This is a genomic window from Corynebacterium sp. Marseille-Q4381 (assembly GCF_036881695.1).
Lineage (GTDB): Bacteria > Actinomycetota > Actinomycetes > Mycobacteriales > Mycobacteriaceae > Corynebacterium.
This window is the reverse complement of record NZ_JBAJNR010000002.1, coordinates 44,611-66,081: the sequence shown is the minus strand read 5'-3', so window position 1 is coordinate 66,081 and position 21,471 is coordinate 44,611. Positions and strand designations below refer to the sequence as shown.

The window sequence follows — 21,471 nt, the reverse complement described above, 5'->3', positions numbered from 1 at the left end:
CTGACCTGGGGGAATCTCTTTCGGTCGAGCTCTGACGACCTCGAAGTTCCGGTCGACACTCTGACCGATGTCATCTCCATTCCGCGCTCTGCTCACATCACGCCGTGGGCGCTGATGGCTCGCCGCTTCGCGTACGCGGCGCTGCTCATCGTGGCAGTGGCGATACTTGTCTACATCGACCGGGATGGGTACTCGGAGTCACTGACGTTCATCGACGCTTTGTATTACTCCGCGGTCTCCCTGTCGACCACCGGCTACGGCGACATCACCCCGGTCACGCAGGGCGCGCGCCTAGTCAATATCTTCATCATCACTCCGGCCCGCGTGGCCTTCCTGATGCTCCTCGTCGGCACCACCTTGTCCGTGCTGACTGAGGATTCCCGCAAAACGCTCCAGATCCAGCAGTGGAGGCAAACCGTGCGTAACCACACCATCGTCATCGGATACGGGACCAAGGGCCGCTCGTCGATCGACGCGCTGCTGGCAGACGGCGCGTCGCCCTCCAGCCTGGTCGTGGTGGACACCGACCCGGTTGCGCTCCGTGCCGCCGAGAAGCGCGGCCTAGTCACGGTGCACGGCAACGCGACCAAGTCTGACGTGTTGCGCGTCGCCGGCGTCACCCGTGCCCGTTCGGTGGTGGTCGCGCCGTCGACCGACGACACCGCGGTGTTGGTCACTCTATCTGTGCGCGAGCTCGCGCCGAGCGCCATGATCGTGGCCAGCGCCCGCGAGAGCGAAAACCAGCACCTGCTGATGCAGTCGGGCGCGGATTCTGTCGTGGTTTCCGCCGAGACCACCGGTCGCCTCCTCGGCTTGGCTACCGTCACCCCGCCGGTGGTGGAGATGATGGAGGACCTGCTCAGCCCCGACGAGGGCTTCGCTGTCGCCGAGAGGCCGATCGCAGACGACGAGGTGGGCGCCAACCCCCGCCACCTAGCTGACATCGTTCTCGGCGTGGTCCGATCCGGCGAGCTATACCGCATCGACGCGCCGGAAGCCGAGACCGTTGAGCCGGGCGACCGCTTGCTCTACGTGCGCATGACCAAGCCCACGGACCACGGCGATGACTAAATACCTGCTCATCGATTCGGACAACGCGTTCCCGCTCACGCCGCAAGGGGAGCTTCTGCTTGCCGACGCTGCGCCGAACACCCCCTCCGCCCACGCCCGCATCAGCGACGGCGTGGTGGCAGTGCGCCTGACAGACCAGCGCGCTTCGGACATCAGCTTCACCACGGGGGACGCCCGCTCACACGCGAGCGACCCGGTTGTTTCCCGCGCGGTGGCGCTGCTGAGCGCGCGCGAACTAATGCGTTTCGATCCTACCGACGGCAGCGAACTTAACTGGGGAAACGACGGCGCCGCACGCGGAGCTTCCGGCCGGCCCATTTTCCCGCGCATCGACCCGTGCGTGATCGGCATTGTTGAGCACGCCGACGGCGAGCGGATCCTTCTCGGCGAGAACCGCCGCCGGCCCGGGTACTACACCTGTATCGCGGGCTACGTCGATGCGGGGGAAACCGCTGAGGCAGCGTTTTCCCGTGAGGTGTTGGAGGAAACGGGACGGCGCGTGCGCGACATCTCCTATGTCTGCTCCCAGCCGTGGGCGATGTCGGGCTCGCTTATGCTCGGGTTTTACTCGCGCACCGGCGACACAGATGCGCACGGTCCGCTGGACGGGGAGCTGGGATCGATCATCTGGGCCACGCGCTCCGATCTGGCGAGGTTGACCTTGGCGAAAACAGGTTCTATCGCTCGGGCGTTGATTGAGAAATGGGCGCGCGGGGAGTTGAAGGAGGCTTGCAGTGGCAATTGACTTGAGCTTGCTTGACAGCGATCAGCGTGTCGCCGCGACTGCCCCGCGCGGACCGGTGTGCATCCTTGCTGGCGCTGGCACCGGCAAGACCCGGACCATCACCTACCGCATCGCCAACCTAATCGACCAGGGCATGGTAGCACCACAGAAGGTGCTGGCGGTGACGTTCACACAGCGCGCTGCCGGCGAGATGTGCGACCGCCTGCGGGGGATGGGCATCGGCGGCGTTCAGGCGCGGACGTTCCACTCCGCGGCGCTGCGGCAGCTGTCGTACTTTTGGAAAGACATCGCCGGTGAGCTCCCGTGGAGAGTGCTGGATAACAAGTTCCCGCTGGTGGGCCGCTCCGCTCGCGCGGCGGGACTGGACTCCAGCAAGGAAATGGTGCGCGATTTGCTGGGTGAGATTGAGTGGGCAAAATCGAACGTGATCGGGCCGGACGATTACGTCACCCGCATTGCGGCGGTGAACCGCACGCCCCCGGCAGACGCCGAGAAGGTTGCGCAAGCGTACCGCCACTACGAAGACCAGAAGACGAGCCCAGAGGGCATGCTGCTGGACTTCGACGACCTGCTCTTGCACGTCGCTGCGGCCCTGGAAAATGTGCCCGCCGTAGCGGAGGAGTTCCGCCAGCAGTACCAGTCGTTTGTTGTCGACGAGTACCAGGACGTCACCCCGCTGCAGCAGCGCGTGCTGGAAGGGTGGCTGGGCCAGCGCGACGATCTCACCGTGGTGGGGGACGCGAACCAGACCATCTACTCCTTCACGGGGGCCACACCCGACTACCTGCTGAACTTCGCCCGGACGTACGACAACGCCACGGTGGTGAAGCTGCAGCGGGACTACCGCTCCACGCCGCAGATCACCGACCTCGCGAATACGGTCATCTCCAAGGCCACCGGCCGCGCCGCGGGCACGCGCCTTGAACTCGAAGGCATGCGGCCGGCGGGGCCCGCCCCGACGTACAGCGCGTACGACGACGAGCCGACGGAGGCACGCGAGGTCGCCGCCGCAATCAGGCGGCTGCTTGATCAGGGCGTGCCCGCCCGCGAGATCGCAGTGTTGTACCGCATTAACTCCCAGTCCGCGGCTTTCGAAGCGGCGCTGGCTGACGCCGGCATTTTGTACCAAGTCCGCGGGGGCGAGGGCTTTTTCAACCGCGGGGAGATCAGGGAGGCGATTAACCAGCTAGCCCGCGCCGCGAACAGAACGGATCTGCCGAACGATCCTGTCAAGGTCGCGCGCGCAGCGTTCGCCCCGCTCGGGCTGACGCCGCAGGAGCCCGAGGGCGCCCAGGCGAGAGAACGGTGGCAGGCCCTTTCCGCGCTGGTAGATCTCATTGAGGAGATCGTGACTTCCAAAGAAGCCGCGGACCTTCCGCAGGTGCTGCGTTCCCTTCGGCAGCGCGCGGAGGCGAAGCAGCCGCCTGCGGTTGACGGCGTGACGCTCGCAAGCCTTCACGCGGCGAAGGGCTTGGAGTGGGACGCGGTGTTCCTCGTTGGGTTGGTGGAGAACACGTTGCCTATCTCGCACGCCATTAAGGCCGGCGACGAACAAATTGAGGAAGAGCGCCGGCTGTTTTACGTCGGTATCACCCGCGCGCGCGAGCATCTCCATATGTCCTGGTCGCTGGCCCGACAGGAGGGCGGCCGCAAGTCCCGGTCCCGCTCGCGCTTCTTGGACGGCTTGGTGCCGGAGCTTGAGGTGGAGAAATCACCGCAGCGCCTGACACGCAGCCGCCTGTGCCGGGTGTGTGGTTTGCCCTTGTCGGAGCCAGCGGACAAGGCGGTGGGGCGCCACTCCACCTGCGAGGCGGATTACGACGATGATGTCTACGCCGCGCTCAAGCAATGGCGTTTGAGCGTCTCACGCGCGGAGGGTAAACCCGCCTACATGGTGTTTTCCGACGCTACGCTTATCGCGATCGCCGAGGCCATGCCGTACGACGAGGCGTCGCTGCTCGGGATCAGCGGGGTGGGGCCAGTGAAGGTCGAGCTGTACGGCGCCCAGATCATCGAAGTGCTCGCGCCGTTCCGGGATTAGGCGCAGACCGCTAGTAGCACACTCGACACCGCGGATGCGGCGCAACGGCGCGGGTCGTGACAGGGCGCGGTCCGAAAGGGTCGATCACGACGATTTCGCCGGGTGAGACAGACTGCGCGGACACGCCTGGCGGGTCTGGTACTCCGGCGACGCGGCGGATGACGGTCGCAGCGGCCGCCACACCCGCCGCCGCGACGACCGGGTCAGGGTCGTGCGAGCCGTGGGGGTTCTCAGTCAGCGTTGCTCGCCACAGCACATCAATGTCTTCGAAGTGCGCGTTCGCGCACATAAGGCACGGGTCGGTTGGGGCGAGGCGGATTGGACCGATGATGACGCGGGAGTCGATGTGCGTGACTGGGATTGCGGGGCCTGAGCGGTGTTTCGCTATGCGAGCCACCGCGGAGGCGTGAGCAAGCTGGTCCACCGCGACAAGCGGCACCCACGAGTCGGCGCTCTCAAGGTTGGTCGAAACGGCGAAACCGCATGTCTTCAGGAAGTCCGACAGCTGCTTCGCGAGTGGGCTAGCACCGATGAGCGCTACGTGGCGCGGCTCGGCGGGCACGAGGATCCGGTACGAGACGAGGTCTGCGGTAAGGCTGCGCGCCGCGTCGTGGCCGATGAGTTCCGCCATGGCGCTGGTGAGGTGGCGGGCAGGGGTGGGGATGCGGGCTGCGCGCATGATCGGCACAAGCTCTTGCGCGCACGCGGTTTCGATGATCCCCGTGCGCGTGGCGTCGAGTCCGAACTGCAACAGGTTCGGCCCCCGTTGGAAGACCGTGCTGCCTTTCGCTAGCTGGACCAGCGACAGATTGTTAACGCGCGCCATGCGCAAACCACCCCCCGATGTGTTCAGGCGACATCATACAATGAACCGCTGTGCCTGCAGATGAAATTGATTACCGCGTGATCCGCTCTGCGAAGCGCACCAAAACGGTGCAGGCGCGGATAGTGGACGGGGTGGCAGAAATCCGCATTCCGCAGCGTATGACCAAGGCGCAGGAACGCGAGGCGGTCGCTGAGATGCTTACCCGGCTCCAAGCGAAGGCGTCGCGCACACCCGCAACGGACGATCAGCTCGCGGTTCGCGCTGAAGCGCTGAACCGGCAGGTGCTGGAGTCGCGCGCGTCGTTCCGTTCGATTCGGTGGGTCTCGAACCAGCGCTCGAGGTGGGGGTCGTGTACCACCTCAACCGGCGATATCCGGATCAGCGACCGGCTGCGCGGTGCCCCCAGCTACGTGGTCGACGCGGTGATCGTCCACGAGCTCACCCACACGTTCGTCCCCGATCACTCGCCCGAGTTTTGGGCGTGGGCGGACCGTGCGCCGCGCTCTGAGCGAGCGAAAGGGTACCTCGAGGCGCTGCAGCGGTTCGTGTAACCCGGCTTGTTACAGTTCGGTGCCGTCTTCGCGGCCGTCGTCCTTGCCGTCGTCGTCCTCGCGCTTCAGCGTCGGGTTGTCGCGCAGCTCCTCTTCGAGCTTGGCAAACTCAGCGTCGAGATCGGTGTCTGGCTGGTCGTCCAGCAGCGTGTCAATGAACGCCGCCGGGTTCTCCAAATGCTGCGCGGTGGGCAGGAAGTCTGGGTGGTCCCACACCGCGTCGCGGCGCTTGATACCCACGGCGTTTTCGGCCCGGCGCCACAGCTCGGCGGCTTCGCGGACCTTCGGGGCGGACAGCTCGATACCGACCACGTTGGCAAACGCCTGCTCGGCGGATCCGCCGGTGGCGCGGCGGCGCGCCCACGCTTCCGCCAGCTGCGGGGCAGAAGGGATTCGCCCGTCGAGAGCCTCAGCGACCACCACGTCGACCCAGCCCTCGACTAAGGCCAGCAGCGTCTCGAGGCGGGAGGTCGCCGCCGCGTTGCGGGAACCAACGCGCGGGGAGAGGTCCTCGCCCTGCAGCGACTGCAGCGCCTCCTGAATCTGCTGCGGGTCGCCGGACTCCAGGTTGAGGTTGCGGGCAATCTCCTCGATGTGGGAGGTGTCGATTTCCAGGCCCGCGGCGTACTCCTCGACGGCGGAGACCAAACGCTCGACCAGCCACGGCACGTGCTGGAACAGGCGCTGGCGGGCAGCTTCGCGCGCGGCGATGTAGACGATGACTTCCTGGCCCGGCACCTCGAGACCCTTGGCAATCTCGGTCACGTTGCCCGGCAGGATGGCGGTGACGCCGCGCGGGGCGACCGGCAGGCCGAAGTCCGTGCCTGTGAGGGCTTGGCCAGCAAGGTCACCCAGAGCGTGGCCCAGCTTCATTCCCATCTGCATGGAGTTCATCTGGCGCATCATGCCCGCCATGGGGCCCATCATCTCGCGGGCTTCCTCCGGCATGGTGTCCAACTGTGCGCGGTTCATCTGGTCAGTGACCGGGTTGACCAGTCGCTTCCACATCGGCATCGTCTCGTCGATCCAGGTCTCGGAGTTCCAAGCCTGCGCCTTCGTGCCGGAAGCGGGCAGAGTAGTTGCCTCGTCCAGCCACAAATCCGCAAGCTTCACCGATTCTTCAACGGCCTTGGTGTCGCCGGCGGAAACCGCGCGGGTGCCTGCCACGCGCTGGCGCGCCATGCGGCCGGCGAGGGAGAAGTTCACCGCGTCGTCGGAGGCCTGAGTGTTCATCGAGTTACCCATGCCGGAGAGCATTTGACCGAACTGGTTCAGCATGTCGCCTAAACCTCCGGACGCGCCCTGCGGGTTAAAGCCCCCGAAGCCGAACGCGGCGAACGGGTTGTTGGCGCCGCCGTCGCCTTGGTTGCCCTGGTCTCCGCCGCCTTTGTCACGGTCGCGGTCGTTATCGCGGTCGTCGTTAGGGAAGGAGAATCCGAATCCGTTGCTCATACCCCACCACAGTACAGACGGTTCAACAGCACGTGGAAGCACTGCTGGGCCGGCAGCGCCGACCACTGCGCGCTGGAAGCGGCGCCGTCTGGGTTAAGCTAGCCTGCTGTGACTGGACAGCAACCGGGTGAAGTGCAACCTGCGGTCGGCGGGGTAAACACGGGCGACGAGGTGCGGCGCGTGCGCTGGGCCACTGTCGCGTGGGGTGCGATCCCTGTCGCGGCGCTGACCGCGCTGCTGACCTTCGACCACATCCCCGGCACCGATATCTCGCTGGCGGTGCCGTACGCGGCGCAAGGCCCGGGGCCGATGTTCGACACCCTCGGAGATGTGCAGGGCGAGCCCGTTGTGGCGATCAACGGTGCTGAGACCGACGAAACCTCGGGCACGCTGAACATGACGACGGTATCGGTTCGCACCAACATGACGCTGACGCAGGCGCTGAGCCGGTGGATCACCACCGACGACACGATCGTCCCTGTCGACCAGGTGTTGCCGCCCGACCTCACGCAAGAGGAGCTGCGCGAGTACAACGAGGCTGCGTTTGTCGCCTCGGAGGCATCGGCCACGGTCGCGGCGATGCATTACTTGGGAAAGCCCACAGTGGTCATCGTTCACGACGTGGTGGAGGGCAGCGCCGCTGACGGGCACCTACAACCTGAGGACGCAATCACGCGCGTCGACGGGAAGGACGTTACGAAGCCCGGTGAGGTGCAGGAGATTGTCCGCTCCAAGCAGCCGGGCGACTCGCTCGAGATCGCGGTCTCCCGCGGCGGCAGCGAGGTTCCAGTAACTGTTACCCTCGGCGCCTCGGAGGCGGACAAAAACACAGCAATGCTCGGAATTTTGATGACGTCCACGCCCGGCGACGGGGTCTCTGTCGCCTACAACCTCAACGACGTCGGAGGCCCGAGCGCTGGCATGATTTTCGCGCTCGCGGTGATAGACAAGCTCTCGCCCGGAGAGCTCACGCACGGGCGCGTTGTCGCTGGCACGGGTACTATCGACGAATCTGGCCAGGTCGGCCCGATCGGCGGGATCACCCACAAGATCGCAGGTGCGCGGGACGGGGGAGTGGAGCTCTTCCTAGCGCCCGAGGGCAACTGCAAGGAAGCAGCGAAGGCGAACGCGGGTGATATGACGGTGGCGAAGGTCGCCGACTTGGACGACGCTGTTCGCGCGATGGACGATTTTGCCGCTGGCCGACCAGTGACTTCCTGCGCGAACTAGCCGCGGCTTAGTGCTGGGTCGTCTCAGCGGCGGGCTCGGCGGCCTCCGATGTGGAGGACGTCGCTGCCGGCGAGGTCGTCCCCGAGCTGGTTGTGTGCCCGCCGGGCGTGGAGACTTCTTCCACCTGGTCCGCCAGGCCAAGCTCGTAGATGCGGGTGCGCGGGTCTGTCTCGTCGGTGGAGATCAGTTGCTGCATCACCTGGCCGGCTTCGTTGTCCACCACGGTGATGATCGCCGAGTTCGCCAGCACAGACCAACCCACGACCCGGTTGCCGGTGTCTTCGACCACGCGGGAGGAGCGCAGCTCCGTGAGCAACTGGGTGGTCGAGGCAGCCTTCGACTCGGAGTCAAAGAACTGGAACTGGCCAACTTCTTTGCCGCTGCAGTTGTAAGATCCGGCGATGCCGGCCTGGGAGCACTCGTCGAGCTGCGCGAACAGGGAAGCGGGTGCAAGGGTGGAGAATTGCTCGGCGACCGTTTCGACCAGGGCTGCGCCTTCCGCGGTCTTGCTTGTTGGTGCGGCGGGGGTGGTGCTGCGCGTCGTTGTCGTTGCCGCGGTGCTGGTGGTTGCGCTCGAGGTGGTGGTGGGGGTTGCGGCGGAGCTTGAGGTTTCGGGGCTCGTGCTTGCCGACGCCACCGTTTCCTCCACCGCCGTCGAATCCGTGTCCGCGTCGCCGCAGGCGGTCAGGGCGCCTGCCAGAGCAACAGCTGCGACCGCACCGGCCGCCGAGGAGGTGCGAGTAGGAAATTTCACATCCATCATCCTAAAGCAGGCAAAACGCTAAAGCAGGTCTTCCGGATCTTGGGACAGGCTGTACTGCAGTGCGGCGATCACCGTCGGCGCGACGTCGGGGCCGCCGCGCAACTCGATCCGGTCCTGCGCGAACAACCCGCCCTCTTCTAGCTCTTCGTCGGTGGGGCGAAGTTGCAGAAGGGTTTGAAACGTGTCGTCGTCACGCAGTGCTCCGGAGAACAACCGCGCTGGGCGCGGCTCGTCCGTGTCTGCGGAGGTGTCGCGGAACAAGATCTCCTGGGCGAGGATCACGCCCTCCACTTCGCGCGGCCACGCTACCCGGGCGACGTAATCCGCGAGCTCCTCTGAACCGGGGCGGATGTGCGCCGGAAGCTCCTGCACGACCAAGGTCAACGGCGAGTCGTCCTCGCGTTCGAGCTCTTCGAGCTGATCGACTAGAAGCGCGGTGGGGACGAGGCCGAACAACGTGGGCGGGGCGTCCCAGCCTTCGGCGTGGACGAACTCGATGGCTTCCATCATCGCTTTGTTGAGCGCTTGCTGCTGCATTGCGGGAACCCTTCTTCGGTTTCAATCGTTGAACTCTTTAGGCTAGAAGCCTACTGACCTAAGCCATCGCGAAAAGGAGAAGGATTGGCTACCCGTGTGACGCCGCCACGTCCAAACGCAAGGAAGTCGAATAAGGGGCTTTGGACCACCATTGGTGTCCTCGGCGTCATCTTATTCTTGTTGCCGATGCTGGTCGGTTTGTACACCGACTTCCTCTGGTTCGGCGAGCTCGACTACCGCAGCGTGTTCAACAAAGTCATTTTGACCCGGTTGCTGCTCTTCCTCATCTTCGGGGCTATCGGCGGCGCGGTGGCCTACCTCGCGGCGCGCCTCGCCTGGCAGGGCAGGCAGAAAAACGAGATGGACCCGTTCGCGCCGGACGCCCGTGCGCGCGCCCAGCTCGAGCAGGGGGTGCGCTCGCTGCTGGTGTGGGTCCCGCTCGTTGTCGCGATCTTGAGCGGTCTGGCAGGGCAGGGGCTCTGGCGCACGTTCCTGATGTGGTTCAACGGCCCGAACTTCGGTGTTAACGACCCGCAGTTCGGCCGCGACCTCGGGTTCTTCGCGTTCAGCCTCCCCGCGCTTTCAGCGATCGTCGAGTTGCTCTCGCTGCTGCTCCTCGCGGCGTTTCTGATCGGTTTGGTGGCCCACTACCTCCTCGGCGGGATCCGCGTCGGCAACCGCATGACGGGTGCCAAGGGTTCAGTGTCGAAATCCGCTCGCATCCAGCTCGCCGTCACAGCCGGTCTGTGGATGCTACTCAAAGCCGTGTCCTACTGGCTGGAGCGCTACCAGCTGCTCTACGCGCGCAACGACATTTTCACCGGTGCGTCCTACACCTCGATCAACGCGATGCTGCCGGCCAAGATCATCCTGACGGTGATCGCGGTGTTCGTCGCTATCGCCTTCTTTGCCTCCGTGGTGTACAAGGATCTGCGTATCCCGGTGCTGGCGACGGTGCTGATGCTAGTGTCGTCGGTCGTGGTCGGCAACGTGTGGCCGGCCCTGCTGGAGCAGTTCAGTGTGAAGCCGAACCGGCAGGCGAAGGAGTACGACTACATCGGCCGCAACATTGAGGCCACCCGCTTCGCCTACGGCTTGACGGACGACAAGGTCGCCTACGAGGAGAACTGGGGCCAATCGGCGACGTCGAACGCCGACGTTGCGCAGGACGAGGCAACCATTTCCAACATCCGCCTTTTGGACCCAGACATCATTTCCCCGACGTTCACCCAGAATCAGCAGCTGCGCAACTTCTACGGCTTCCCCGAGCAGCTGGCGATGGACCGCTACGAGTTCGACGGCGAGATGCGCGACTTCGTTGTTGCCGCCCGCGAGCTAAACCCGAACTCGTTGTCGGAGAACCAGGCCGACTGGATCAACCGCCACACCGTGTACACCCACGGCAACGGCTTCATCGCGGCCCAGGCCAACACGGTCGACGCCGCGGCGCAGGACGCCGGCTCGACCCGCGGCGGCCTGCCCATCTTCACCGTCTCCGACCTGCAGACCAACGCCATCGCGCGCGAGAGCGACCAGGCTGAGGAGCTGGGTATCCGTGTCGACGAGCCGCGGATTTACTACGGCCCGGTGATCGCTTCTGCCGCCGACGGGCTGGACTACGCCATCGTCGGCGACAACGGCCAGGGCCCGGTGGAGTACGACACTGACACCGCCACCTACACCTACACCGGTCAGGGCGGCGTGAACATTGGCAACTGGCTGAACCGCATCGCGTACGCGATTCGCTACCAGGAGCTGAACCTGCTGCTGTCCGACCGTGTCGGCGGTGATTCCAAGATCCTCTACGACCGCGACCCACGCGAACGTGTTGAAAAGGTTGCGCCGTGGCTGACCACGGACTCCAAGACGTACCCGGCGGTTATCGACGGTCGTGTGAAGTGGATCGTGGACGGCTACACCACGCTGTCCCAGCTGCCGTACTCCACGCGCACCACGCTTACCGACGCAACGCAGGACGCCCTCAACCCGGACGGCACTTCCCAGCGCATCATCAACGACAACCTGGGCTACATTCGCAACTCCGTGAAGGCCACGGTGGACGCGTACGACGGCACCGTGGAGCTCTACGCCTTCGACGAGTCGGACCCGGTGCTCAAGGCATGGATGGACATCTTCCCGGGCACGGTGAATCCTGAGAGCGAGATCTCCGACGCGCTGCGCGACCACCTGCGCTACCCGGAGGACCTGTTCAAGGTGCAGCGTGAGCTGCTCGCCCGCTACCACGTGGATGACCCGGGCGTCTTCTTCAACAACGACGCATTCTGGTCCGTGCCGAACGACCCAACTGCGCCGGAAGACCGCCGCGAGCTGTACCAGCCTCCGTACTACATCGTCGCCTCCGATCCGGAGACCGGCGAGGCCTCGTTCCAGCTCATTACGCCGTACCGCGGTCTGAACCGCGAGTTCCTGTCGGCGCACATGTCGGTCTCGTCTGACCCTGAGACCTACGGCCGCATCACGGTTCGCGTGCTGCCCACCACGACGCAGACCCAGGGCCCGAAGCAGGCGCAGGACGCGCTGATGTCCTCGGACCAGGTCGCCCGCGACCGGACGCTGTGGGAGGGCACCAATGACCTGAAGAACGGTAACCTTTTGACGCTGCCGGTTGGTGGCGGCGAGATCCTCTACGTCGAGCCGATTTACTCGCAGCGCAAGGACCAGGAATCCGCGTTCCCGAAGCTTTTGCGCGTGCTGGTGTTCTACCGCGGCCAGGTGGGTTACGCGCCGACGATCTCGCAGGCGTTGTCCCAGGTGGGTATCAACCCGTCTGCAGCCCAGGACATTGACGTGGTGGACGAGGAGTCCGCTGGCACCCGTACCGAGGCGGACATGGCGTCCCCGACGTCGCCGGACGTCAACGACGAGACGGGCGGTGCGGCCGACGAGGCACCTGCTCGTGTCCCGGGCGCGGCGAACGCCGAGGAAGCATTGAGCAACATTAACGACGCCCTCCGCCAGCTCGAGAGCGCCCGCGACGGCTCGTTTGAGGACTATGGCCGAGCACTCGACGCACTGGACAAGGCGGTGGCCGACTACCAGGGCCTGCAGAACTAACGCCTCGCGTCAAAACCTTGGTGGCCACCCACCATCCCCTGCGCCAGTAATCCATCTGGCCAGGGGATTTGGCGTCTTCTGCGTTGGTACGTATAGTGATCACCGTTGCCGATCAAGGCAGCAGGTGAAATTGAATATCACCCGGCGCGGGGTGGAGCAGCTCGGTAGCTCGCTGGGCTCATAACCCAGAGGTCGTTGGTTCGAATCCAGCCCCCGCTACTAAGATAAGGCCCCTACCAGTGGAAACGCTGGTATGGGCCTTCTTCATTTTGTGATCGGATCGCCATTTGGTGCACTAGCTGGTGCACTAGGGTCAAAATCCTGCACCAAACGGAACTGCGACGCTCCAACGACGCGGCGCAGGTTTTCGGTGCATTGCTTAGTGATTGCTAGGACGGCAGCAACGAAGGAACGCCACGGGAGCCGGCAGTTCGAGGAAAGCAACTGCGAACTGCTGTGCAAGTCTCACAACCGCGCCAAAGGTAACGCTTAACCAGCGGCGACGCGGGGATCTAACAATGCTGCGTCGCTAGCGCTCGCACCCAGCGAGCGAGCATCAGGCTGCGCTAGCGACGCTCAGCACGCTTCAGGTGCGGTGGTGCCGTGGCAGGGCGCGACCGGCAGAGCCGGACTGAATACGGGATTGCCCACGTACACCCCGTATTCGTGCAAAGGAGCACTGCCATGTCCACTCATTCCCACACGCTTGCATCCCACGGCGAGATCCTCGCGAACCTCCCCGGCATCCTCGGGTTCTACCCGAACAACTCGCTGATCCTCGCGTTCTTCGTCGACGACGAGGGCGTCGACACCGTCCGCCTCGGCCCGGTCGCGCGGTTCGACCTGGACGAAGCTGTTGCAAAGCTCACCGAAAGCCGCGAGCGGTTCGCAGCGTGGGTCCACCACCTCGAACTCGACGCTGTTATCGCGTACATGATCAGCGACGACATTGCACAGCCGATCTTCGACGAGACGGCCACGTACCTCACCAGCGGGGCAGTGCACCTACCGCCGCTGCTCGGGGTGGTGCAGGTGCCTGAGATCGTCACCGGGGCTGCGTGGTGGTCTGTGTACCAGCATCCGCTCATCGACGAGCCGCGCCACGGCGTTGTCGGCGAGGTCGCCGCATCGGCGGCGCTGCGGCAGATGCTAGAGCACACCGGAGAGCTGCCGGAGCCGAGCAAAGACGACATCGAAGCACGGTTGAACAGCACCGATCACGGCATCGACGCTGCCGAGCACGCCGACATCATCGAAGACGCGCTGGCGTATATCCCGCCCATGTTCTCCGACGTGCTGCAGCGTGAATACGAGCAGGCGGCGGCAGGAATAACCCAGCCGAGCACGCGCGCTGTTCGATCGGCGCTGAAATGCTTCACTACAAAGCGCTTGCGAGACACGCTGCTCGCAGCGCTGCTCGATGACCCGCAGGCGGGCCTTGCGTTCATAGAGCAGGTTATGCGCGCTGTCCCGACCAGCTGGCCGGGGATGCGGGCGCAGCTCACCGCCACTGTCGCAGTGCTCGCGCACGCCACCGGCCAGCCGGGACTAGCTGGCGTGGCTGCGCAGCGAGCCACCGAGATCGGGCCAGACGAGAACTTCCCGTCGCTGGTGGCGAAGCTGACCGATAACGGCCAGGGCGAGCGGATGGTCGAGCTTGTCCGCGAAGGCGCCGAGAAGACCCGCACGATCTTGTTTGCCGAGTAGCACCACACACCCCGTTGCAGCAATGCAATGGGGTTTCTTTTTCTCGTCGGCCGTGGCTTGCGACGACAGACACCTCAACGAGGTAGGGGAGCGACCCCTAGACAGCAGAGCTGTCTCCAACAGACGGATTGACCATCAATCCGAACAAGGAGGCACGTGATGCGCGACATCACCCACACCGACCTGGAACTGCTCTACCAGCTCGCCGACGGCATCGACGGCGAGGACGCCGATCCGGGCGCAGCGCAAGAACTGCGCGACCTAGAGGCGGCAGGCACACCGCTGCCCTGGGCAGTGCTGTAACGACAGCGCAACCACCCCGCAGCAGCAAAGCAGCTGCTTAAGTACCCAAATTGCACGGCAATTCACACCCACTCAGGTAAGGAGAACCAACATGTCCAACCCCTTCAACAACGGCACCATCGTCGGCAACGCAGCTCGCGCACCGAAGCTGTTCGAGCACGCAAACGGTGGCGCGACGGTGAAACTCAGCGTCTATGCGCGCAACACCTTCAAGAACAAGGCCACCGGCAAGGTGGAAAGCGAGATCGTGGAGCTGACCGGCTACGTCCAGGACGCTAAGAACCCCGGCGTGTTCGGCTGCGTCGGCTCCGGCGATCGCGTTGCGGTGAGCTACTCGCTGAAAACCGACGTCTACACCGACAAGGACGGTGTGAAGCACTACCCGCTGGTCGCCCGTATCGACACCGTGCAGCTGATCGACTCCAAGAAAGAGTCCGCTGCGCGCGCAGCCCGTCGCGGAGGCGAGGCGGCGAACGCCGCCCTGGCTGGCGCTGACGCCGACAACGACGAAGCACCGTTCTAACAACGACACCCCGCAGGGAAACCTGCGGGGTTATTTTTTTCAACTATTTCACGGTGTTGATCCAGCTCTTTCACGGCCATACCCAACTGAACAAAACCCAACAGCCCTAGCATCAGCTTGGCGATCGGGGTGGAGTCTTTTGAGTAGGTCTGTCCCTCCTTGAGGAACTTCACCGACACTCCTTTGCTGACTAGCTCGTCAACAATGGCGTACAGATCCGTCAGTGAACGCGCGCACCGATCCATCGACGTGACGACAAGCTGATCTCCTGCACGGACATATCGCATTGCTTCATCAAGTCCAGGGCGCTCACGCGATCCACCACTGGCCTTATCCGTGTAATAGGTGAAGACCTTCTCTGCCTTGAGTTGTTCAATCTGACGATCAAGGTTCTGATCTTTCGAACTCACCCGGGCATAGCCCACCTTTTGTCCTGAGATCGCCCCCAACTGTTCAGTGATCTCCAGAGGCAGTGACGGTTCTGTTCCGTTAGTCTTGGAACTAACCCTAGCGAACAGGAAGTTTTGTCATTCACAAATTGTTCGCTTGGGGTGTACCCCAAAAGCCTCATGTCTCGATTATGCCTCACAAACCCCTACCGAGCACCACCCTGCGACAACTTAGGGCGAGACGCTTTAGTGAGACGGGGAGGAGGCCAATTGCCCCATGAAACGGTCTCACATTCCAGTTCCTGCCGGGTGTCTCATAAAACTTTAGGTTTTCAGGACGCTCCGCGACCGCTAGTGGGCCATATAAGCGAGTCGGGTGTGGTCATCGACAGCGGCATGGACGTGGTCGAACCCGATCGGGTCTTCCGGTCGCGGATCGGTCGTGGACTCGCCAACCGCCGCTGTCGGGGATGCGGCTGAGTTTCTTCACATCGATATGGATGAGCTTGCCTGGCCACCAGCAACGCTCTCGCATGCGTGGTCAAGCGGGCGTTACCGTTGGGCGTAGAGGCCTCCTGGCAGTGAAGAACTAGACAGCTCCACTAAGCCAGGAGGCCTAGCTATTTCACAAGACCGAAAGTGCCACCAACGTCACGGTCGAGTACAACTAGTGGGTGTCACTGTGGCTTTCCGAAGTCCACCACACTGACGTTCCCGTCATTGCGGGGGCGGTACAGAGGGCTCCTGACGGATTGCCCGAAGCCCTCTGCACGAATTGACTTCCGGCCTGATGCCGCTGTACCAACCTGTCCTGATAGGCGGGCGCCTCGTTTGCCAGAAGATGGGCAAGGTTCCCTCTCCCCCTTGCTTTTTGGGAGTCCTCGGCCAGCTACGGGATCGTGCCTGGCCGGTCCTCGGTCGAGTTGTTGTCCGGAGTTGGTGTGCAGCAGTCGGGTTCCCCGCTTTGCCCGGGGCCCTCGCCTGTGGGCGGCGTTCCCTGTCTGATGCGCAGTCTCCTGCGCCGGTTGAGGACGGCCAATGCCGATGCGAGCACCACGGCTGCGGCGAGGGCTGCGATCAGGGTGCTGTTGTCGCTGATCCAGGCGCTGGCGGCGGCTGACCATACGGCGAGGCTGTTGGCCTGTGCGGTTCCGCCGGTGGCGGCGGGATACCAATACCAGCTGAGGTAGGCGCCGGTTATGGTGAGGATGAAGGCGGTGATGCGGTTGCTGTGCTTGGCCAGGCCGGTGATTCTTCGCCCGAGGGCGGCCCCGGCGATGGCCGTGCCTGCCGAAACGAGCATCAGGACAGTGGCCGAGCCTGCGGCGTAGGCGGCGAAGACCGCGAGCAGCCCGGCGTAGCTGGCGACGGCCTGGGCTTGGGCGATCACGGCCAGGAGCACCCCGAGGGTGCAGCCGAGGGATGCTGCGGCGTATCCGATCCCGAAGGCCACCATGCGCCCGGTTTTGTGACCTGCCCCTGCGGCTTCTTGTGTGCGGGGTTTCGTGGCCCAGGCCGGCAGACGGAGCCGTGGTGTGAGTCCGGTGAGCATGGCCAGGCCTAGCAGGAGAAGGATCACCCCGGTGGCCATTCCCAGCCAGGGCGCTGCGCTGATCAGGGTCCTGGCGCCCGCGCTGACGATCAGCCCGAAGGCTGCCAGGGTCCCGGCGAAGCCGAGGCTGAGCGCGAGCCCGGCCCGGAGCCCGTGGGCCAGACGCAGCGCGAGCGGGCGCGTCCGGGCGTCCCCGATGGTCTGGGCTATCCAGGCGGGCAGGAGGGCGAAACCGCAGGGATTGACCGGGGCAATCATTCCAGCGGCGAAGGCCAGGGCAAGCAGGGCTGTCATTGGGCACCGGCCTTGGTGAGTTCTTCTTGGATCTTTTCCGCAGACGGGTCGGTGGCCCGGAAGGTAACGTCGCCCTTCGCGTCGACCACCACCAGGGTGCTTATAGAGGTGACCTTGTACCGGGTGGTCAGTGTGGCCTCGGTGTCGATGACGGCAGGGAGCTCAGGGGCCTTGATGTAATCGCGGAATCCGTTGATGGTCTCCTTCGGTTCTCGGGGGTCCACGTCCACCAGGAGGTAGTCGGCCGAGCTTCCCAGGGCCGTGGAGGCCTTGTTCAGGGAATCGGCCCCTTCCACACACTCACCGCATCCGGCAGAGAAGAAGAACAGTGCTGCGGGCTTACCGTCCGGGATGGTCCGGGTAGTGCCGTCAATGTCGGAGACCGTAACAGCAACGGCACCGGCCGCGTCGGGCGACGAACCGCTTGGCGCGGCCGACGGGCCGCTCGGTGAGCTGGCGCAGGCGGTTGTCAGTGCCATGACCGCTGTCAGAAACAGGGCGGAGGCGAGGTGCCTGGGCCGGGGAACGGACAGAGAACGGCGGGATCTCGGGTATGTCATGGTGTCTGGTGGTTCCTTCCAGGAATGGGGATGGGGACTCAGGCGGTGCCGTGGTCGGTGCGGTGGTGCTCGGGGGATGCGGGAGGGCAGCAGTCGTCGGTCCTGCGGCGTTTTCGCTGCCTGGTGACGGCGATGATCCCGGCCAGGAGCACCGTGGCGGCCGCGAGTAACACGAGGGGATTTGAGAAGAATCCGGCGATCGCGCCGAGGGCTCCGGCGGCGATGAGGATGGGTCCTGCGCAGCACAGGATCATGGCCGCTGCTATGCCGATTCCTGCGGCCAGTGTGTGGTATCGCCCGGGGCGACCGGTCTGCCGGACGGGTTGATGGCCGGTGTCTGGCTGTTCTGGGTGCTGGGTCATGTCATGGCCTTTTAAAGCTCAGCAGCAGGAGTCCTGCGCCGCGGGGGCCCGCGTGGCGGCCGCGGCGAGGAGGGCGGCGGCCATGGCGGCACCGGCCCGGTGTGCCGCCTCGATGTCCAGGACTTCGCCGTCGGGATGGGAATCCAACCACGGCTGGGCGTCCTCGCGGGAGGCGAAGTAGTGGACCTGGTTGCAGAACGATGACCGCACCGGCCCCGTGCCCGGGTGGCTGATGATGGCCACGACGGCGGTGGCCGGCTGCACGGAGGTCACCGTGCCGTCCGCGTCCGTCATCACCCGGATGAGGGTCCCGCTACCCGGGGAGGTCGACTCAATGGTTGCGGCCTTCCCGATCAGGGCCGGGAAGAAGAGGGTGTCCAGGGCGCACCAGGTGTAGAGCTGTTCCCCGGCCAGGGTGAAGCGATGCGGGGTGGGCCGCATCGTCAGGGCCAGGCCGATGATGCGGCCCTCGTCGTCGTACTCGGTGTCCGGGACGGCGGCCAGTCCCTGCCGGACCGTGTCTTCGCTCCGGCCACTGGCGGTGGCCAGTTCGGCGACCGTGACGGGCTCGCCCTCGGCCAGGAGCCGCAGCAGCGGCACGAACAATTCCGGGTCTATTCCGGAGCGCGCGGGGGACAACAGATAGGTGAGGGCCTGGTCAGTGGCGGTCATGGCATTCCTTTGCTTCGGCAGTGGGGGCTGCAGCTCAGGCGCAGCAGGAGAGCTTGGAGACGTCGGTGTTGAAGGCCTTGGCGGCGATCCTGATGCCCTCGGACATCGTCAGGTAGGGGCTCCAGGCGGCGGCGACCTGCGCGGTGGTCATGCCCGCTTCGAGGATGTAGACGCCGGCGGCGGCGATTTCCCCGGCGTCCTTGGCCACCGCGGAGAGGCCCAGGATCCGTCCGGTGTCGCGGTCCGCGACAACCTTGATGAAGCCGCGGGTGTCGCGGTTGACCACGGCTCGCGGCACGTACTCCAGGGGGAGGACCCGGCACTTGCAGCTGATCCCGGCGGCGACAGCTTCCTTTTCCGTCATCCCGACCGCCCCGATGGCGGGACTGGTGAAGGTGACACGGGGCAGGTGCCGGTAGTCGACCTCGGCCAGGGCATCGGTGAACGCATTGTCCACGGCCAGGGCGCCGTGGGCCGCTGCGACGTAAACGAACTCCCGATGGCCGGTCGCGTCCCCGGCGGCCCAAACCCGCGGGTTGGACGTGGCCAGGCGGGAATCGACCACGATCTCGCCGGATGCGCCGGTCTTCACCCCGACGGCGTCAAGGTCCAGTCCCTCGGTCACCGGGCGGCGGCCCAGTGCCACGAGGATGTGGGAAGCGCGGAACACCTCCTCGTCCCCGGCCACGTTTGCCGTCACCGAGACCCCGTCCGGGCCGGAGGCCACGGAGTCGGCCATGGCCCGCCGGACCACCCGGATCCCCTCGTCGGCGAACACCCCCGCCAACGCCTTGGATGCCTCCGGTTCCTCCTGCGAGGCCAACCGGGAACGGACCAGCATGGTCACCCGGGAGCCCAGCCGGGAGAAAAGCTGTGCCATCTCCAGGGCAACATAGCCTCCGCCCAGGATCAGCATTGATTCGGGCACCTCGTCCAGTTCCATCGCCGTCGTCGAGGTCAGGTACCCGGCCTCGGCCAGTCCGGGAACGGGGGGCACGTAGGGTGCGGAGCCAGTGGCCACGAGGTAGTGCCCGGCCTCGATCGTTCTCACTGCACCATCCGGGGAGATCACCCGGAGCAGCGGTGCGTCCTGGGTTCCGGTGAACGACGCGTCCCCCGAGATCATCGTCCACCCGTAGTCCGCGGCCAGATCGACGTACTTCTCCGTGCGCATGCTTTCAACCAGCGCGGCCTTGCCCTGAATCAGGGCCGGCATGTCCACCGGGCCCGCCGAGGCCGCCACCCCAGGGAAGCGGGCCGAATCCAACGCCACGTGGCGGGCCTCCGCGGCAGCCAGGAGCGCCTTCGACGGGACGCAGCCCGTGTTCACGCATGTCCCGCCCACGGTGCCGCGCTCCACCATCACGACGCGCTTGCCCAGCCCGGTGGCCCGGATCGCGGCCGCAAACGCTCCGCCGCCGGAACCAATAATCGCCAGATCGAACTTTTCGTTTGTCATTCCAGATGTCTCTTCCCTGTGGTTCAAAAGTTCCTATGGAACCATTGTGAACCTTCCAGTACAATGGAAGGTCAAGTGTGGTGGCCATTGGAAGGGGAATCGGCGAACATGAGGATTGGACAGCTTGCGGAAGCAACCGGAACCACGACCAAGACCCTGCGGTTCTACGAGGAGTCGGGGCTGCTCCCTCCGGCCGAGCGATTGGCCTCCGGCTATCGGGACTACGCCGAGGATGCCGTGGGTCGGGTCGGGTTCATCCACCGGGGCCAGGCCGCCGGGCTGACCCTCGCCCAGATCCGCCAGATCCTCGACATCCGCGACGGCGGCCAGGCGCCCTGCGAGCACGTGCGCGACCTGCTTGACGTGCGCCTCGCTGAGATCGAGCAGCAGATCGCGCAGCTCTCCGTGCTGCGCGACACTATCGCGGACCTCAGACAGGACGCCGCACACCCGGACCCTGAAACGTGCAGCACCGATCAAGTGTGTAGGTACTTGTAATCCAATTGGGCACACCTCCTGGACCGCCAAAAGGGTGCTGTTGCAAAGTTCGGGCGACAGGAAGACCTGCGTGAAATAATCACAGCCATGGGCATCTTCTCCGGTCGTCATTTCCCCCGTGAAAACATCCTGTGGGCGGTCCGGTGGTACTGCCGCTACGGGCTCAGCTACCGCGATCTGGAAGAAATGACGACCGGACGCGGCGTACCGGTCGATCACAGCACCATCTACCGCTGGGTCCAGAAATATGCTCCTGAGCTGGACAAGCAGACCCGGTGGTACCGACAAGTCCCGGATTGGCAGGCCCGGTCCTGGCGGGTGGACGAGACCTATATCCGGGTCGGGGGAAAGTGGTGCTACCTCTATCGGGCCATCACCGCGGGTGGGCATACCCTGGATTTTTACCTGTCCCCAAAGCGTAATGTCGCCGCAGCGAAGCGTTTCCTGGCCAAGACCCTGAGGTCGAACACGATAACCGGGTTCCCGCGGGTGATCAACACCGATAAAGCACCCTCCCTGGCCAGGGCAATCGCCGAGTTGAAGTCAGAGGGAATCTGCCCGCAGACCGTGGAACACCGGCAGGTGAAATACCTCAATAACGTCATTGAAGGAGATCATGGGCGGCTGAAACGGATCCTCGGACCGAAGGGGGCGTTCAAAAACCGGACCTCGGCGTACCGGACGTTGAAAGGGATGGAAGCGATGCACTCATTACGGAAAGGCCAGGGCGCGATGTTTGCCTACGAGCAACCGAACCCGGATGCGGTGATCGTCAGCCGGGTGTTCGAGGCTGCCTGAGAACGCCGACCCGCAGCGAGCATCAGAGGATGAAGACTGGGTCGTCACGGCTCTCCGCCTGAA

Annotated in this window: 21 protein-coding genes, 1 tRNA gene and 1 pseudogene; 12 read left to right on the top strand and 11 right to left on the bottom strand. The window is 64.8% G+C overall.

Annotated elements, in window-relative coordinates; genetic code table 11:
* The 3 genes from V6D40_RS02100 to V6D40_RS02090 are packed head-to-tail and all read left to right on the top strand — an operon-like array spanning position 1 to position 3,857.
* Entirely contained in the window at positions 1 to 1,071 is a 1,071-nt protein-coding gene (locus V6D40_RS02100; protein ID WP_334288908.1) for a potassium channel family protein, read from the top strand.
* Positions 1,064 to 1,816, top strand: a complete 753-nt coding sequence (locus tag V6D40_RS02095) for an NAD(+) diphosphatase (RefSeq protein ID WP_334288709.1) — start codon at positions 1,064 to 1,066, stop codon at positions 1,814 to 1,816. Before V6D40_RS02100 ends, V6D40_RS02095 begins: the two co-directional genes overlap by 8 nt.
* The gene (locus V6D40_RS02090; RefSeq protein WP_334288708.1) at positions 1,806 to 3,857 is read left to right on the top strand and encodes an ATP-dependent DNA helicase UvrD2; all 2,052 of its coding nucleotides are present in this window, start codon (positions 1,806 to 1,808) and stop codon (positions 3,855 to 3,857) included. Before V6D40_RS02095 ends, V6D40_RS02090 begins: the two co-directional genes overlap by 11 nt.
* A 10-nt stretch (positions 3,858 to 3,867) precedes the next feature.
* On the opposite strand, the gene V6D40_RS02085 is transcribed toward V6D40_RS02090, so the two are convergent.
* A complete protein-coding gene (locus tag V6D40_RS02085; protein ID WP_334288707.1) occupies positions 3,868 to 4,683 on the bottom strand; it encodes a hypothetical protein in 816 nt (271 codons plus the stop codon).
* 50 nt (positions 4,684 to 4,733) lie between these two features.
* Here V6D40_RS02085 and V6D40_RS02080 point away from each other — a divergent pair, with 50 nt between their 5' ends.
* Positions 4,734 to 5,234 (top strand): M48 family metallopeptidase, encoded by a 501-nt coding sequence (locus tag V6D40_RS02080; protein ID WP_334288706.1) that lies wholly within the window; start codon positions 4,734 to 4,736, stop codon positions 5,232 to 5,234.
* 9 nt (positions 5,235 to 5,243) lie between these two features.
* Here the strand turns inward: V6D40_RS02080 and V6D40_RS02075 are convergent, their stop codons facing one another.
* Positions 5,244 to 6,686, bottom strand: coding sequence for a zinc-dependent metalloprotease (locus tag V6D40_RS02075; RefSeq protein ID WP_334288705.1), 1,443 nt, complete (start codon positions 6,684 to 6,686; stop codon positions 5,244 to 5,246).
* 171 nt (positions 6,687 to 6,857) lie between these two features.
* On the opposite strand from V6D40_RS02075, the gene V6D40_RS02070 reads away from it, so the two are divergent.
* On the top strand, positions 6,858 to 7,916 hold the full coding sequence (locus V6D40_RS02070) for a YlbL family protein (protein WP_442891880.1): 1,059 nt from the start codon (positions 6,858 to 6,860) through the stop codon (positions 7,914 to 7,916).
* A 7-nt stretch (positions 7,917 to 7,923) separates the two neighbouring features.
* On the opposite strand, the gene V6D40_RS02065 is transcribed toward V6D40_RS02070, so the two are convergent.
* Positions 7,924 to 8,670, bottom strand: coding sequence for a hypothetical protein (locus tag V6D40_RS02065; RefSeq protein WP_334288704.1), 747 nt, complete (start codon positions 8,668 to 8,670; stop codon positions 7,924 to 7,926).
* A 27-nt stretch (positions 8,671 to 8,697) separates the two neighbouring features.
* A complete protein-coding gene (locus tag V6D40_RS02060) occupies positions 8,698 to 9,216 on the bottom strand; it encodes a PPA1309 family protein (protein WP_334288703.1) in 519 nt (172 codons plus the stop codon).
* An 84-nt stretch (positions 9,217 to 9,300) separates the two neighbouring features.
* On the opposite strand from V6D40_RS02060, the gene V6D40_RS02055 reads away from it, so the two are divergent.
* The 5 genes from V6D40_RS02055 (at position 9,301) to V6D40_RS02035 (ending at position 14,824) form a co-directional block, all read left to right on the top strand.
* Positions 9,301 to 12,291 (top strand): UPF0182 family protein, encoded by a 2,991-nt coding sequence (locus tag V6D40_RS02055; protein ID WP_442891876.1) that lies wholly within the window; start codon positions 9,301 to 9,303, stop codon positions 12,289 to 12,291.
* A gap of 145 nt (positions 12,292 to 12,436) precedes the next feature.
* Positions 12,437 to 12,510: transfer RNA gene (locus V6D40_RS02050), tRNA-Met, on the top strand.
* Between the two features lie 465 nt (positions 12,511 to 12,975).
* Entirely contained in the window at positions 12,976 to 13,998 is a 1,023-nt protein-coding gene (locus tag V6D40_RS02045) for a DUF4192 domain-containing protein (RefSeq protein WP_334288701.1), read from the top strand.
* A 159-nt stretch (positions 13,999 to 14,157) separates the two neighbouring features.
* Positions 14,158 to 14,301, top strand: a complete 144-nt coding sequence (locus V6D40_RS02040; protein ID WP_016456431.1) for a hypothetical protein — start codon at positions 14,158 to 14,160, stop codon at positions 14,299 to 14,301.
* 91 nt (positions 14,302 to 14,392) lie between these two features.
* On the top strand, positions 14,393 to 14,824 hold the full coding sequence (locus V6D40_RS02035; RefSeq protein ID WP_255996198.1) for a single-stranded DNA-binding protein: 432 nt from the start codon (positions 14,393 to 14,395) through the stop codon (positions 14,822 to 14,824).
* On the opposite strand, the gene V6D40_RS02030 is transcribed toward V6D40_RS02035, so the two are convergent.
* The 7 genes and pseudogenes from V6D40_RS02030 to merA all read right to left on the bottom strand — a co-directional run bounded on the left by V6D40_RS02030 (position 14,821) and on the right by merA (position 20,112).
* Positions 14,821 to 15,249 carry a recombinase family protein gene (locus V6D40_RS02030; protein ID WP_334288700.1) on the bottom strand — a complete coding sequence of 143 codons (429 nt, stop codon included), beginning with the start codon at positions 15,247 to 15,249 and terminating at the stop codon, positions 14,821 to 14,823. The two genes, V6D40_RS02035 and V6D40_RS02030, sit on opposite strands and share 4 nt — an antisense overlap.
* 327 nt (positions 15,250 to 15,576) lie before the next feature.
* A pseudogene (locus V6D40_RS02025) lies at positions 15,577 to 15,727 on the bottom strand (IS481 family transposase); the annotation flags it as partial.
* Positions 15,728 to 16,102: 375 nt separating this feature from the next.
* Entirely contained in the window at positions 16,103 to 17,059 is a 957-nt protein-coding gene (locus tag V6D40_RS02020) for a cytochrome c biogenesis CcdA family protein (RefSeq protein WP_055122236.1), read from the bottom strand.
* The gene (locus V6D40_RS02015) at positions 17,056 to 17,538 is read right to left on the bottom strand and encodes a TlpA family protein disulfide reductase (RefSeq protein WP_334288699.1); all 483 of its coding nucleotides are present in this window, start codon (positions 17,536 to 17,538) and stop codon (positions 17,056 to 17,058) included. Before V6D40_RS02015 ends, V6D40_RS02020 begins: the two co-directional genes overlap by 4 nt.
* A gap of 119 nt (positions 17,539 to 17,657) precedes the next feature.
* A complete protein-coding gene (locus V6D40_RS02010; RefSeq protein ID WP_004601218.1) occupies positions 17,658 to 17,873 on the bottom strand; it encodes a hypothetical protein in 216 nt (71 codons plus the stop codon).
* A 126-nt stretch (positions 17,874 to 17,999) separates the two neighbouring features.
* The gene (gene merB / locus V6D40_RS02005; RefSeq protein WP_334288698.1) at positions 18,000 to 18,653 is read right to left on the bottom strand and encodes an organomercurial lyase MerB; all 654 of its coding nucleotides are present in this window, start codon (positions 18,651 to 18,653) and stop codon (positions 18,000 to 18,002) included.
* Between the two features lie 34 nt (positions 18,654 to 18,687).
* The gene (merA, locus tag V6D40_RS02000) at positions 18,688 to 20,112 is read right to left on the bottom strand and encodes a mercury(II) reductase (RefSeq protein WP_334288697.1); all 1,425 of its coding nucleotides are present in this window, start codon (positions 20,110 to 20,112) and stop codon (positions 18,688 to 18,690) included.
* A 108-nt stretch (positions 20,113 to 20,220) separates the two neighbouring features.
* Between merA and V6D40_RS01995 the strand changes: the two genes are divergently transcribed.
* Both V6D40_RS01995 and V6D40_RS01990 read left to right on the top strand, forming a co-directional pair.
* Positions 20,221 to 20,610, top strand: coding sequence for a heavy metal-responsive transcriptional regulator (locus V6D40_RS01995; protein ID WP_004601215.1), 390 nt, complete (start codon positions 20,221 to 20,223; stop codon positions 20,608 to 20,610).
* A gap of 87 nt (positions 20,611 to 20,697) precedes the next feature.
* Positions 20,698 to 21,408, top strand: a complete 711-nt coding sequence (locus tag V6D40_RS01990) for an IS6 family transposase (RefSeq protein WP_334288696.1) — start codon at positions 20,698 to 20,700, stop codon at positions 21,406 to 21,408.
* Positions 21,409 to 21,471 lie beyond the last annotated feature (63 nt).